Raw genomic sequence first — 14,677 nt, 5'->3', positions numbered from 1 at the left:
AAGAAAAATGAAAGAAATCCATAAATTTAATTTTTATAAATACCTGATACAATGAATGCACAGGATAGATAAAGGAGAAAACCATGAAGAAACAGATAATACTTGTAGTGGATGATGACAGAGAAATTGTTCGGGCAATCTCGAAACTTCTGGAACTGGAGGGGTATGAGACGCTGAAGGCATATGACGGGCTGGAGGCGCTGGATATTCTGATGGATCATACGGTGCATTTGATTATTATGGATGTGATGATGCCGAGATTGAACGGCCTGTCCGCCGTGATGAAGATTCGTGAAACAAAAAACATACCGATCATTATTTTATCGGCCAAGACGGAGGAGAGCGATAAAATCATCGGTTTATCCATGGGAGCCGACGATTATGTCAGCAAACCATTCAGTACGGAAGAACTTGTAGCCAGAGTGAAGGCACAGCTGCGCAGATATATGACGTTGGGCTCTGCCTATGATTCGGAACCGGGAAGTGAAGAAATTCATCTGGGAGATCTGGTGCTGAATAAGGATCAGAAGCAGATGTATGTCAATGGCGAGGAAGTCCGATTGACGGCAACAGAATATCGGATCGTTGAACTTCTTATGTCCTATCCGGGACGCGTTTTTTCTTCGGAGGAAATTTACAGCCGGGTTTGGAATGAAGATGCCTATGCGGTGGAAAATACGGTGATGGTGCATATACGCCGGATTCGCGAGAAGATTGAGATCGACCCGAAAAATCCAAAATATTTAAAGGTGGTGTGGGGTATTGGCTATAAGATGGAAAAAGTATGAAATGTACGGCCCGAAAAAACCGGGATTGATTAAAAAGTGTTTTTGGTTTTGCAAAGAAAAATGTACAACTATGACCGGGCTTTACTGTGTATCGGTCATTTTACTGATGATTTTTATGAATATATTTATTGAATGGGTTTGTTATAGAGATTATACGCTGACTCTGCCTTTATATTTGTTTGGGATCATCAATGTGGTTTTCTGGATCTATATGTTGAAACGGATTGACCGGAAAACATCCAGGCCGTTTTTTATGGAGTGGCTGAAACACTGGGATTGTGACATTTTAATATTGCTGTATGTCGCACTGCTGTTTTTTTCGATGGCTGTTATGGCTGCCAGTTATGAGAATTTCCGGATACCGGAATTTGACTGGCATGGAGAATATGTGGGATATTATTTCTCGTCAGGCATGTTTATGGTTGCTTTCTTTCCGATTGCCCTGGTAAATAACGCATATATGATGATGGTCATACGGCATTTAAAAACCCCGGAACTGCGGAAGGCGACATTTTGCAAAAAGACTTATCAGAAAATCCGGAGTTGGGTGCGGGAGAGAAATTTGCGCTATCAGAAAAAATATCCTTTTGAGCGGAAAATGCAGCTGGAGATGACGGTGATGTCGGGAATTTTAATTGCCATTGGAGTTATCAGCCTGCTTGGGCTTAACGCCTGGGGATTTTCAAGGCTTGTGACAGCAATGCTTATTCTGATGGGAGCGGCGGTTTTGTTTATATGGCTTCATCAGCACAAAATTTTTTTGACGGATGTCGGCACCCTGGTGGAAGAGATTCATGAAGTTTCCGAGGGCAATACGCTGAAGATCAGCGCCATTCCGGAGGATTCCATGATTTATGACGCGGGAGAGGATCTGACCCATGTTTTTGAAAATCTGAGTGACAGCGTGGAGAAACAAGTAAAAAGTGAGAAGATGAAGATCGATCTGATCACGAATGTATCCCACGATTTGAAAACGCCCCTCACATCGATCATCGGTTATATCGATCTGCTCAAAAAAACCGAATTAACGGATGAGGCCAGAGATTATGTGGATGTTTTATCAAGAAAATCCGAGCATTTAAAACATATGATCCAGGAAGTATTTGAGGTGTCTAAGGCCACCAGCGGGAATATGGAACTTCATATTGAAACCGTAGATATCTGCACCCTGATCCTGCAGACGCTGGGCGATATGGAGGAACAGATTGAAGATTCCCATCGGGTTATTCGGAAAACACTGGCAGCGGAGCCGCTGTATGTGCTCAGCGACGGACAGCGCCTTTATCGGATATATCAGAATCTTATTGAAAATGCGCTGAAATATTCACTGGAGGGCAGCCGCATTTTTATTGACGCCTTTGGCGATGAGAAAACGGTAACGACTATTATTAAGAATACATCTTCTTATGAAATGGATTTCACGGAGGAAACGATCACAGAAAGATTTACCCGTGGAGATATCAGCCGTACAACAGAGGGACACGGCCTCGGGCTGGCGATCGTCAAAAGCTTTGCCGAAGCCTGCGGCGGGAAATTCCATATAGATATCGATGGCGATTTATTTAAAGCTACGGTTTGCTTTCCGCGTCATATCCCGGGGCCAGATGAACTTTTAGCCCTTGAACCTTTGGATACTCAGGAAGCCTCCTGAAAAAACATATGACAAACCCCAACCTTCATGGTATACTGTGAACAGTTAGCGAGATGTTTTCGAGCTTACTGAGAACGCATACCTGGAAACTTAGCGAGGTCTTCCACGAGCTTAGTTGACATGGTATACTTCTATATGGATAAAATATGGTATATGGAATGGAGGTAAGACCAGGATGGCAGCAGACCAGAGTAAAATCCGTAATTTCTGCATCATTGCCCATATCGATCACGGAAAATCCACCCTGGCAGACCGTATTATTGAGATGACGGGTACCCTGACAAGCCGGGAAATGCAGGCCCAGGTCCTGGACAATATGGATCTGGAGCGGGAGCGGGGGATCACGATCAAATCTCAGGCGGTGCGGATCGTATATAAATCGCAAGATGGTAATGAATATATTTTTAATCTGATCGACACACCGGGACATGTGGATTTCAACTATGAGGTATCCCGAAGTCTGGCGGCCTGTGACGGCGCGATTCTTGTTGTGGATGCGGCCCAGGGCATTGAGGCTCAGACGCTGGCAAACGTATATCTGGCTTTGGACCATAATCTGGATGTAATGCCGGTGATCAATAAGATTGATCTGCCGAGCGCGGAGCCGGAGCGGGTAAAAAGTGAGATCGAGGATGTGATCGGGATTGAGGCGGAAGATGCGCCGCTGATCTCAGCGAAAAACGGTATTAATATCGAACAGGTGCTGGAGCAGGTAATCGAGAAGATCCCGGCGCCGGAAGGCGACCCGGAGGCCCCGCTGAAAGCGCTCATTTTCGATTCGGTTTATGATTCTTATAAAGGAGTTATCGTATTTTTCCGCGTCAAGGAAGGAACGATCCGCAAGGGGACCCGGGCTAAAATGATGGCGACGGGCGCAGAGTTTGAAACGGTGGAAGTGGGCTATTTTGGCGCGGGCCAGTTTATCCCATGTGATGAATTATCCGCCGGGATGGTCGGCTATATGACAGCCAGTATTAAAAACCTGAAAGATACCCGTGTGGGCGATACGATCACAGATGCGGATAATCCGTGTGACGAAGCTCTTCCGGGATATAAAAAGGTCAATCCGATGGTTTACTGCGGTATGTATCCGGCGGATGGCGCCAAATATCCGGATTTGAGAGATGCACTGGAAAAGCTGCAGCTGAATGATGCTTCCCTTCAATTTGAGGCGGAAACCTCGGTTGCCCTTGGTTTTGGCTTTCGATGCGGTTTTCTCGGACTGCTTCATCTGGAGATTATTCAGGAACGGCTGGAGAGGGAGTATAATCTGGATCTGGTGACGACAGCGCCTTCGGTTATCTATAAAGTGCATAAAACTAATGGTGATGTCATTGATCTGACGAATCCAACGAACCTGCCGGATCCGTCAGAAATTGAATATATGGAAGAGCCGATCGTGGCTGCCGAGATCATGGTGACCACAGAGTTTATCGGGCAGATCATGGAGCTGTGCCAGGAGCGGCGCGGGACCTATCTCGGCATGGAATATATGGAAGAAACCCGTGCCCTGCTGAAATATGACCTGCCTTTGAATGAGATCATTTATGATTTCTTTGATGCTCTGAAATCCCGATCCAGGGGTTATGCGTCCTTTGACTATGAGATGAAGGGATATGTCCGCTCAGAACTTTGTAAGCTGGACATCCTCATCAATCGGGAGGAAGTGGATGCACTGTCCTTTATCGTGCATAAGGATTCGGCCTATGAGCGGGGACGCAAAATGTGCGAACGGCTGAAAGAGGAAATTCCGAGACATTTGTTTGAGATTCCGATTCAGGCGGCCATCGGCAGCAAGATTATCGCCCGGGAGACCGTTAAAGCGATGCGTAAGGATGTTTTGGCAAAATGTTACGGCGGCGATATTTCCCGTAAGCGTAAGCTTCTGGAAAAACAGAAAGAGGGAAAGAAGCGGATGCGCCAGGTGGGCAATGTGGAAGTGCCGCAGAAGGCGTTTATGGCTGTATTGAAGCTGGATGATAAATAATATAGGATGGAGTGTGTCAAAAATGACACACTCCTTTTTTGATAGAGATATTAAATTTTTTCATCTTTTTATAGAGGAGGCTCCGTTCGATGCCGAGATGTCTGGCTGCGGCGGTAATGTTGTAGTCATATTTTTTCAGAGTTTCCCGGATAATGTCTGCTTCATATTGGTTGACCAGGGATTTCAGGGTTTCCTGGTTTTCTTCCGCCGGGATTTCATGGCGGACCGCATCGGAAATCTTTGACGGCAGATCGGACAGGTCGATCATCATCTGATCGCTGGAGATAAAGGCGCTGGAAATGACATTGTCCAGTTCCCGGACATTTCCGGGCCAGCTGTATTTTAGAAGACAGCGGCCGGCATTTTTAGAGAAGAGGACATTTGTTTTAAATTTATGATTGAGCTGCTGGAGGAACACATTGGCGTAGAGCATGATATCCTCCGGGTGTTCGCGGAGGGGAATCGTATCGATGGTGACGACCGCCAGGCGGTAATATAAATCGGCCCGAAAAGTGCCCTCCTCCATCATTTGCTGAAGGTTTTTACGGGTGGCGGCAATGATGCGCACGTCGACAGGGATGGGCTTGGTGCCGCCGACCTTTTCAATTTCGTGTTCCTGCAGGACCCGCAGCAGTTTTACCTGCAGGGGAAGGGGCAGATCACCGATCTCATCCAGAAAAAGAGTACCATGGTTCGCCAGCTGGAATTTGCCGATCTTGCCGCCCTTGCGCGCACTTGTAAAAGCGCCTTCTTCATAGCCGAACATTTCAGATTCCATCAATTCCATGGGAATAGCGCCGCAATTGACGCACACCATCGGCTCATTGGCCCTGTCACTTTCGATATGGATGGATTTTGCGATCAATTCTTTGCCCGTACCTGTCTCGCCGGTGATCAATACGGAAAAATCGGTTTTCGCCACCTTCAGGCCCATTTGGCGCAGGGCATTTATCTTGGAGTCGTTGCCCAGGTATTTATCAAAGCCGCTTGTGTTCAGCATTTGATTCTGATACTCGGATTTATAATAGGCATGTTCTGCCTTCAACACCTCATGGGCGATATCCAGAGAACGCTCCTTAAATTTCATCTGGGCCATGGCGCCGATCAGCTGCTCATTTTCGTCGAATATGCAGAAGCGGTTGGCGATGGCATAAGTATGGCGGGAGCCTTTTGTTTCGCTGGCAATATAGGGGTGCATATAGATGCTGCCCTGATCGTCTCCCCGCTGGCGGCGGTTCATAACATCGTACATGGATGTGGTGGAAATAATCTGCTCAATGGGATGTCCGAGGATATTTTCTTTTCTGCGGCCGAGAAAGTCGCAGTATTTGTCATTGATATCCGTGATAACGCCGTGGGAATCGATGACAATAAATCCATCCTCGCTCTTATCCATCAGTTCTTCAAAAATCAGCTTATATCTGTGGTCTTCTGACATAAATAGTTTCCTCCCAATGAAATTGTTTGCTATAATCATATCATAAACACATGAATAAAGCGAATCAAATTTGGAAAAAATGACACACTTTTGGATTAAATGACACGAAAATCATTGGACTTTTTTCGGGAAAATGAGTAAGAAAAAATTTTTTTCTCTGAGTTTTTAGGCATTTTCAGAAAACGGCAGAAAAGTTGGTATGAAAAATGCTGTTATATAATTAACAAAACTAAGGAAAGGACGATGCGACTATGACAAAAGTAAATTTGGAAGAGTTGTTAGTTGGAAAGAAAATGGAGCCGCGTTATCTGGAGTATAATTGGAGAGACGTAGCCCTGTATGCGCTGGCTGTCGGCGCCCACAGAGAAGATCTGCAGTATACTTATGAGAAGTATCTGAAAGCAATTCCAACCTATGGCACGATTCCATACTGGGGCACAGTCAATGTAAAACCATATCAATGGATGCCGTTGCCTGCTTCTATGCTGGCGGATGAGATCATCAAGCCGACGGTAGCCTTCCTGAATATGGATCACGAAATTATCTGGTATCGGCCGATCGACCCTATCAAGGGAACATTTCAGTGGCAGGACCAGATTACGGATGTTTACGACAGAGGAGAGGGCAAAGGTGCTGTTGTAAAAACAAAAGTAGATGTTCGTGATGAAGCGGGAAATCTCGTATGTACGAATTATTCTACAACATTTTTCCATGAAGCCGGCGGTTTTGGCGGAAAACCAATGCCGAAGAATCCGATCGTTATTCCGGACAGAGCGCCGGATGCGGTGGTGGAGGATTATATTTCTCCTGTTCAGAACCTGCTTTATCGGCTGACGGGTGATACGAATCTGATCCATGTAGACCCGGAATATGCAAAAGATCATAAATTTGACCAGCCGATCATTCAGGGACTCTGCTCCTTCGGATTCTCATGCCGTATGGCGATTGACGCTTTAATTCCGGGTGAGCCGGAGCGCGTAACACGGATGGCCGCTCAGATGCGTAATGTACTTCTTCCGGATACGCCGGTGGCTCTGCACATCTGGAAGGAAGAAGAGGGTAAAGCCCTGTTCCAGTTTATTGACACAAAGAATAACCGGCCGGTGCTTGACCGCGGTGTATTTGAGTGGAAATAAGCTCTTAATCTAAATCGTTTGCAGGATATTTTTTGTTGAATACTTTGTGAAAACAGACCTTCCATGGTATAATATGATATGTTATTGATGGGAGGTCTTTTTTTGCGTTCAGATATTAAGAGTGCGAGACGGCGGGAACTGGAACTTTACATACATATTCCTTTTTGCGTAAAAAAATGTAATTATTGTGATTTCCTTTCTTTTGGCATGGAGGACGCGCGGTTGTCGGGGACACCGTGTCATCCGACAAGGCAGCTTCCGGTGCCGGAAATCTATGTGGACAGGCTGTGCCGGGAAATCCGATGGTATGGACAAAAAGAGGAATTTTGTCATCGGCCGGTGGTTTCCGTATTTTTTGGCGGCGGAACGCCGAGTCTTCTCTCGGAAACCCAGATTTTCCGGGTGATGGCGGAGCTTCGGGCCGGTTTTTTGATACAGCGGGATGCGGAGATTACGATGGAGGCCAACCCGGGGACATTGACACCGGGAAAGTTAAAGCAAATGCGTTTCTGCGGCGTCAATCGTCTCAGCCTGGGACTTCAGTCAACGGCAGATAAGGAATTAAAAGTGTTGGGGCGGATCCACAGCTACGGTGCATTTTTGCAGAGCTTTAAATGGGCCAGGGAGGCCGGGTTTAAAAATATCAATGTGGATTTAATGACGGCCCTGCCGGAGCAGACGATGCCGTCCTATCAAAAAAGTCTGGAGCAGGTGACGGCTCTCGGGCCGGAACATATATCGGCCTACAGTCTGATCATAGAGCCGGGAACGCCCTTTGAGGCGATGGAGACTCAGGGAAAACTGGCATTGCCCGATGAAGATGAGGAGCGGGAAATGTATCATTTGACCCGGAAATTTCTGTCAGAGATGGGATATGAGCGGTACGAAATATCGAATTATGCCCGGCAGGGATATGAGTGCCGGCATAACATCGGTTATTGGCGTGGAAGGGATTATCTCGGATTGGGACTCGGAGCATCCAGCCTCATCAATGGACGCCGTTTTTCAAATAAAACGGAGATCGGGGCGTATATGGCAATGGCAACGGGGACTGAGGACTGGTATGAAGCGGCGGAAACGCTCACTTCGTCCGCTAAAATGGAAGAATTTATGTTTTTGGGTCTGCGGATGGTACGCGGAGTTTCGGAAAAGGATTTTTATCGAAAATTTGGCGTAAAAATAATGTCCGTTTATGGCGAAGCTGTTCGGAAAAACGAAGCGGAGGGTCTTTTACTTCGAAAAAACGGGCGGCTGCGGCTCACCGAATTGGGCATGGATCTGGCCAATAGGGTGATGGCCGACTTCATTTTATAGTATTTTTATGTTATAAAATAAATATTTTCACGGGGGAATTGAAAATGAAGATTACAGGAATTAAAGTAAAGCAGGTTGAGGTACCGTTAATCGAGCCGTTTCGCATTTCACTTGGTGTGATCACCCATTCCCGAAGCGCTGTTGTTGCGATTGAGACCGATGAGGGGCTTGTGGGTTATGGCGAGGGTGCGCCGGCAATTTTGATCACCGGAGAAAGCCTGTCGGGAACGGCTGATGTGATTCGCGCGTTTGAAGATGAGTTGATCGGCGTGGATCCGACAGATTTGGAAAAAGTGTATTGGATCATGGATCGCACAGCCGCCCATTCCGGCTGCGCGAAGGCGGCAGTTGATATTGCGTGTTATGATCTGCTCGGAAAGAAAGCGGGACTCCCCGTATATAAACTTTTAGGCGGTCATCAGAATCATATCGACACAGATATGACTGTGGGCATTGACAGGCCTGAAATTATGGCCGCTAAGGCAAAGAAACATGTGGAAGCAGGTTTTGATACCATTAAGACGAAGGTGGGAACAACTTTTTCGGAAGATCTGGCCCGCATCAAAGCGATTCGAGAAGCTGTCGGTGATGATGTGAAGATCCGTGTGGATGCAAATCAGGCATGGCATGCCAAAGAGGCGGTTCGCCTGATCGAGCGCTTAAATGAATATGATATTGAATTGGTAGAGCAGCCGGTGCCGTATCATGATATCGCCGGACTGGAATATGTCACCAAACATTCAATGGTTCCGATCATGTCGGATGAGAGCTGCTTTAACTCAAAGGACGCCCTACGCCTTGCAGAGCGGCGCGCTGTGGACTATTTGAATATTAAGCTGATGAAATGCGGAGGTATTCGCGAAGCCCTGAAAATCAATGCCATTTGTGAGGCGGCCGGCATTGAATGTATGCTCGGATGTATGGTAGAGGAAAGCAATTTGGGAATTACTGCTGCGGCCAGTCTTGGAGCCGCAGTGAAGAATATTACCCGTGCGGATCTGGATGCAACCTTTTCCTTAACGGATTTTCCTTTCAAGGGCGGTATGCGTGTTGAAAATACAAAAAGGCTTGTATTGTCAGAGGAACCGGGTTTCGGTTTTATAGGATTTGAAAAATAATGGAGGAATAGACAAATGTATCAGGATTTATCATATATGAGAATACCTCTGCCGGAGGATGTATTAAAGCTGAAAAATTTTGGCGATTTTGAGGGTGCTTTGAAAATGATCGATCATTTCCTGAGTAAAGATATTCCAAAGGCTCTTCGCAAACGATTGGAGATTGAGAAAGAGATTATCCGGGTGGTGAGCAATGATGAGTACCCATATACCTATGAAGAAGCTTTGAAGATTATGGCCGGTCATATAAAGGATTTCAAAGAAGAAGAAATGCGATATCTGAAGGAGATCAGTGCGGCTGACTGGATTTATATCGATGGAACGGTGCATTTTCAACGCCGTTTTTATGAGAATCTTATTAAGACCCGGCCGGATCTGGCAGCGCGGGTGATGGTTGAGGATGCGGAGGATGCTCAGGCTAATGAGCTGAACCGGAAACTTTTGAATGATAATATAAAATATATGAAAGAGCATGGAGGCCGCAGTGTGCGTACTCAGATCCGCGCGACCATCAAAGCAAAAAAAGAATTTGAAGAAATCGGGCGTAAAGTTCGCGTCCACCTGCCTGTTCCAAAAAAATGTCAGCAGGTTTCCAATATTCAAATTCTTGCCGCATCACCGGAAATTACCTATATTGCGCCGGAGGATGCACCTCAGCGGACCGTATATTTTGAGACAGAACTTCAGCCGGATCAGGAATTTATGGTAGAATATGCCTATGATTATCATATAGATTATGTGGAATTGGACCCGGCAAAAGCAATCGGGGAGCGGCCGGATTTCTGCCTGGAGGAACAGGCACCCCATATTATGTTTACGCCTTATCTCAGAGAACTCAGAGATGAACTGGCAGGAGATGAGACAAATCCGATCATTCTTGCGCGGAGATTCTATGATTTTGTGACGACAAAGGTGATGTATTCCTATATGCGTGAATATTTTACCCTTGAATGTATTCCGGAATACTGCGCTGTAAATCAGAAAGGCGATTGCGGCGTACAGGCATTGCTTTTTATCACACTTTGCCGGATGTCGGGTATTCCGGCCCGGTGGCAGTCCGGACTTTATGCGACCGAATATGATACCGGCTGCCATGACTGGGCACAGTTTTATGCGGCGCCTTACGGGTGGGTATATGCGGACCTGTCCTTTGGAGGCAGCGCATGGCGTTCCGGCAGCATCGAACGCTGGAATTACTATTTTGGCAATTTGGATATCTTTCGTATGCCGGCCAACTCCGAAATTCAGATGGAATTTATGCCGGAGAAAAAATGGCTGCGCGGTGACCCGATTGACAATCAGCGCGGTGAATTTGAATATGAGGATCATGGTCTTCTCTATTCCCAACTGGATGTCCATCAGAAACTTATATCCATGGAAGAAATTTAAAAAAATGTGGGGAACAAGATGATTTTCTTCACGGAAAGCTGCCGTTTTTATACGGCTGCAGGAGGACCGTCATGAGAAAATATCTCTCTTGACACGTCCTCCTGTATTTTTTTAGTTGCTTTTTGCGGCAGCTTCAAAATGTTTTACAGATATTTTTTCAGAACCGAGCCGAGCGCATCAAAGTCGATAGGTTTGGCCAGATGTTCGTTCATCCCGGCGGCCTTGGCGGCTTGAATGTCCTCTACAAAGGCATTGGCAGTCATAGCGAGGATAGGAATCTGCTGTGCATCCGGGCGCTTCAGCGCACGGATAGCCGTCGCGGCGTCATAACCATTCATGACAGGCATTTGAATATCCATCAGAATCAGGCTGTAATAGCCGGCTTCGGAGGCGGAGAACATGTCCACGCCGATCTGACCGTTTTCAGCCTCCTCAACGGTAAGCCCGGCCATCTCCAGAACTTCTCGCGCAATTTCCCGATTCAATTCATTATCTTCAACCAGAAGGACCCGGCGCCCGGAAAAGTCATTTTGTAAAAGAGGTTCCAGCGGGGAAGTCCGACTGGAATCTTCGGGTGTCTCGTTTTTCAGGGATTTAAATACCCGGATCAACCCGGATTTAAATACAGGCTTGCTCAGGAACGCATCTACGCCGGCGGCGCGAGCTTCCATCTCAATATCGGACCAATCATAGGCCGAGAGAATAATAATAGGAAGTGTGTCGCCGACCAGGCTCTTAATAGCCCTGGCGGTGTCGAGACCGTCCATGCCGGGCATTTTCCAATCCAGAATAGCAGCGTAAAACGGGAGAGCCGTATTCAGCGCGCGCTGAACCGCTGCAACGGCATCCTGGCCGGAGGTGCAGCCTTCACTGCGCATTCCGATTTCATCAAGTATGGTGCAGAGGGATTGGCAGGCACATTCATCGTCGTCTACCACCAGCACCGAAAGGTCTGCCAGTTCCGATGTATCAATGTCCTGAGAATCCTGGAGCTTCAGGTAAATGGTTACAGTAAATTCAGAGCCCTTGCCGAGCTGACTTTTCACGGTTATATTGCCGTTCATCATATGTACGATGTTCTGGGTAATGGCCATGCCCAGACCGGTACCCTGTATCTTGCTGGTACGCAGATCCTCTGCCCGGCTGAACGGCTCAAAAATGTGCGTCAAATACTCCTCGGACATTCCAATGCCGTTGTCCGCGACGATGAATTCATAGCAGCCCGTGGAGCTTATAGGCACTGCCTGCTCCCTTACGGTGAGGCTGATCTCGCCGCCATCCGGGGTGTATTTTACGGCGTTGCTCATAAGGTTCAGAAATACCTGTTTAATACGCAGACTGTCACCGATCACATTCTCGTGCTGAATATCCTGAATGTGAACATGGAGGCGATGTTTGTGCGTTTGAATCTGGGGCTGGATCATCAGGAGCATACTGTTGAGCAGATCGGACAGGCTGAATTCTTCCGCAGCCAGGCTGATGGTGCCGGATTCGACCTTGCTCATATCCAGGACTTCATTGATGAGGCCCAGCAGATGCCGACTGGAAGAGGAAATCTTGCTGAGGGCGTCCCGCACACGGTCAGGATTTTCGGCATGGGCGGCCGCAATGGCGGTCATACCGATGATGGCGTTCATAGGAGTACGAATGTCATGGGACATTTTTGACATAAAGTCGGACTTGGCGGCGCTTGCCCGGTTGGCAGCCTCCAAAGCGTCCTGCAGAAGCTGCTTTTGAGTCTGTTCCTCATGAACGGCTTCATCCACACAGCGGATGCCCAGAACCATTGCGTGTTCCTGCTCATTTTCGCTTACATCCACAAAGTGCATTTCAAAGAACTCCTGATTCCAGTGGTTTGGAAGGATGCGATAGCGGACGGCAAAGCCCTTTTCTTCCCGGAACCGGCAGATAACTGCCTGGGGATCACACAGTTCCAGCAGAGGGTCCCTGGTGTCCGGCTGCACATAGGCGTTGAGAAAGCTTTGCATTGCCTCAGAATACCGGTGGACGATCGGAACATCTGTATCCGGAGTATCCCGCAGTCCTTCTTCCTGTCGGACTGCCCTGCTTTGATTCCGATCCAGATCCACATAATAGATCACAGAGTAATCCTGGCTGAGGGCCGCCAATATTTGCAGCTGATATTTTTCCCGATTTTGAATAGCCTCTTCCGCAGCTCGCTGCCTCCGGCGGGTAAGTCCTATCACCACAAGGATGATAACAATGGCCAGAATAGAGATGGACACGGTGCTGAGCACCAGCCGTGAGGCGTACAGCTGATCTGCCAGGGTGTAAGAATCATACGGCATGTTGAGGTAGCTGCTGATGATAGAGCTGGTGCGATCAGAGGAGAGTTGTTTGATCGCTTTGCTGATGATGGAGAACATAGGGCCGTTCGGATCCGCTGTCGTGACCAGGCCTACCTCGGAAGGAGATTGAAAATCCTGCCACTGGATCAGATTGGCAAAACGGTCATTTTTTGATTGATAGTTAAACTCCAGATTATTGATCAGCGTTGCGTCAGCATCACCATGGGCCACGGCCAGCAGGCATTGACGTGCGTTGGTGTAGTATTGAACATCAATATCCTTTTGTAAAAGCTCCGGCAGAGATTTCGTCCAATAGGAGCGTCCCTGGGTCAATGCGATCACAGGAGTGTCCAGGGCGCTGAATACACAGCTTCGCTGCATGATGAGGATATTCTCATATTCCAGAATCGCGTTGGTGGCATATAACTCATTGTCCTGACGGACAAAATTTTCTGAAGCGCCGATGTAGAAATCGAGTTCACCGTTTTTCAGCAGTGCTTTCCAGTCCTGGGAGCGGCTGATAGGGCGCAGGGTCAGATTCAGACCGGAAGTGTCCTGAAGACACTCCAGAAGCTTCACATAGATGCCGCTGTAGGACCCGTCCTCCTGTACGTAGGCAAGGGGTTCGGTTTCTTCATAAAAACCTATAACAACCTCAGGATCCGAGGCTATATAGGCCCGTTCCTCATCAGTCAGTGCAAGTGCGTTAGTGTTGTTGCCCACAAGGCATTTCCGGGCGGTTTCAGCCACTAACTCAGGCTCGCTGGTGATCAACAGCTGCATCCCACGGTTTATCTCATTGAGCAGTCCAGTATTGCCTGCTTTGACGGTGAAATAGAAGGGAGAAGCATCCAATACAGACAGCAGTACCGTATCGGGAATGTCATTGGAGGCAGTGGCCAGAAGCATATCGATCTGACCTGCTTCAAGCGCCTGGATCTTTTCGTCCAAAGAATTCAGATAAACGGGGGTATAGGTAAAGCCGTGAGCCTCGGCAAAATCAGCCAGGGCCTTCTCATTGGAAGAACCGGGGGTCACTGCGATGCGGGCGCCGTTGTAGGCGCTGAAATTCTCATAGCCATAGCTGGTGTCAGACCGGGCAAACAGACCGCTGGAAGTATAACCGGCCGCCTGTGTGGAGAAATCCATGGTGTCCTCCCGTTCCGGCATATAATTGGTGGGAAAGAGAATGTCCAGTTCGCCGCGTTCCAGCATGGCTACCGCATCGGCCCAGGTGCAGTTAACGTACTCATAGGTCCAATTGTTGAGTTGAGCCAGTTCATTGAGATAGTCCACACAATAGCCTGTAGGCTTGCCGTTTTCATCCAGGCGAAGCAGATCATTGATCCCGCAGGGAATCCGGATGATCCGTGTTTCTGCCTGTGCCGCCCCGGCATCCAGGGCGGGAACGGTATAGAACAAAAAAGCTGCTGTCATCAGCCAAATGGCTATGCGCCATATGTACGATTTTATTGCTCGTTTCATGTTACGTTCCCCTTACGTTTGAAATATATATATTAATATTATATATCTGCTTCAAAAAACTT

9 protein-coding genes are annotated in these 14,677 nt (G+C 47.7%); 7 read left to right on the top strand and 2 right to left on the bottom strand.

The features are described 5' to 3' along the window. The first annotated feature begins 83 nt into the window (after positions 1-83). The 3 genes from ACMN7X_RS08650 to lepA all read left to right on the top strand — a co-directional run bounded on the left by ACMN7X_RS08650 (position 84) and on the right by lepA (position 4,426). Complete coding sequence (locus ACMN7X_RS08650) at positions 84-788, top strand: response regulator transcription factor (protein ID WP_418747065.1); 705 nt, start codon at positions 84-86, stop codon at positions 786-788. Further along, on the top strand, positions 763-2,439 hold the full coding sequence (locus ACMN7X_RS08645) for a sensor histidine kinase (RefSeq protein ID WP_418747064.1): 1,677 nt from the start codon (positions 763-765) through the stop codon (positions 2,437-2,439). Before ACMN7X_RS08650 ends, ACMN7X_RS08645 begins: the two co-directional genes overlap by 26 nt. Positions 2,440-2,614: 175 nt before the next feature. Next, positions 2,615-4,426: a translation elongation factor 4 gene (lepA, locus tag ACMN7X_RS08640; protein ID WP_418747063.1), complete on the top strand. Its 1,812-nt coding sequence runs from the start codon at positions 2,615-2,617 to the stop codon at positions 4,424-4,426. A gap of 16 nt (positions 4,427-4,442) precedes the next feature. Here lepA and ACMN7X_RS08635 read toward each other — a convergent pair whose 3' ends face one another. Next, positions 4,443-5,864, bottom strand: coding sequence for a sigma-54 interaction domain-containing protein (locus tag ACMN7X_RS08635; RefSeq protein WP_418747062.1), 1,422 nt, complete (start codon positions 5,862-5,864; stop codon positions 4,443-4,445). Positions 5,865-6,115: 251 nt separating this feature from the next. On the opposite strand from ACMN7X_RS08635, the gene ACMN7X_RS08630 reads away from it, so the two are divergent. The 4 genes from ACMN7X_RS08630 (at position 6,116) to ACMN7X_RS08615 (ending at position 10,821) form a co-directional block, all read left to right on the top strand. After that, a complete protein-coding gene (locus ACMN7X_RS08630) occupies positions 6,116-7,000 on the top strand; it encodes a MaoC/PaaZ C-terminal domain-containing protein (RefSeq protein ID WP_418747061.1) in 885 nt (294 codons plus the stop codon). Between the two features lie 102 nt (positions 7,001-7,102). After that, positions 7,103-8,314: a radical SAM family heme chaperone HemW gene (gene hemW / locus ACMN7X_RS08625; RefSeq protein WP_418747060.1), complete on the top strand. Its 1,212-nt coding sequence runs from the start codon at positions 7,103-7,105 to the stop codon at positions 8,312-8,314. Positions 8,315-8,358: 44 nt separating this feature from the next. Further along, complete coding sequence (locus ACMN7X_RS08620; protein WP_418747059.1) at positions 8,359-9,432, top strand: mandelate racemase/muconate lactonizing enzyme family protein; 1,074 nt, start codon at positions 8,359-8,361, stop codon at positions 9,430-9,432. Between the two features lie 15 nt (positions 9,433-9,447). After that, positions 9,448-10,821 (top strand): transglutaminase-like domain-containing protein, encoded by a 1,374-nt coding sequence (locus ACMN7X_RS08615; protein ID WP_418747058.1) that lies wholly within the window; start codon positions 9,448-9,450, stop codon positions 10,819-10,821. Between the two features lie 143 nt (positions 10,822-10,964). Here the strand turns inward: ACMN7X_RS08615 and ACMN7X_RS08610 are convergent, their stop codons facing one another. Next, complete coding sequence (locus tag ACMN7X_RS08610) at positions 10,965-14,615, bottom strand: response regulator (protein ID WP_418747057.1); 3,651 nt, start codon at positions 14,613-14,615, stop codon at positions 10,965-10,967. Positions 14,616-14,677 lie beyond the last annotated feature (62 nt).

Origin of the sequence: Frisingicoccus sp. (assembly GCF_048388605.1) — a bacterium.
Classification (GTDB): domain Bacteria; phylum Bacillota; class Clostridia; order Lachnospirales; family Lachnospiraceae; genus Frisingicoccus.
The sequence above is the reverse complement of the archived record's forward strand: the minus strand, read 5'-3'. Positions and strand labels throughout refer to the sequence as shown.

Bases quoted from the DNA above. Each gene is read 5' to 3' on its own strand.
- ACMN7X_RS08650 (WP_418747065.1), top strand. From the start codon at position 84: ATGAAGAAACAGATAATACTTGTAGTGGATGATGACAGAGAAATTGTT.
- lepA (WP_418747063.1), top strand. From the start codon at position 2,615: ATGGCAGCAGACCAGAGTAAAATCCGTAATTTCTGCATCATTGCCCAT.
- ACMN7X_RS08635 (WP_418747062.1), bottom strand. From the start codon at position 5,864: ATGTCAGAAGACCACAGATATAAGCTGATTTTTGAAGAACTGATGGAT.
- ACMN7X_RS08630 (WP_418747061.1), top strand. From the start codon at position 6,116: ATGACAAAAGTAAATTTGGAAGAGTTGTTAGTTGGAAAGAAAATGGAG.
- ACMN7X_RS08620 (WP_418747059.1), top strand. From the start codon at position 8,359: ATGAAGATTACAGGAATTAAAGTAAAGCAGGTTGAGGTACCGTTAATC.
- ACMN7X_RS08615 (WP_418747058.1), top strand. From the start codon at position 9,448: ATGTATCAGGATTTATCATATATGAGAATACCTCTGCCGGAGGATGTA.
- ACMN7X_RS08610 (WP_418747057.1), bottom strand. From the start codon at position 14,615: ATGAAACGAGCAATAAAATCGTACATATGGCGCATAGCCATTTGGCTG.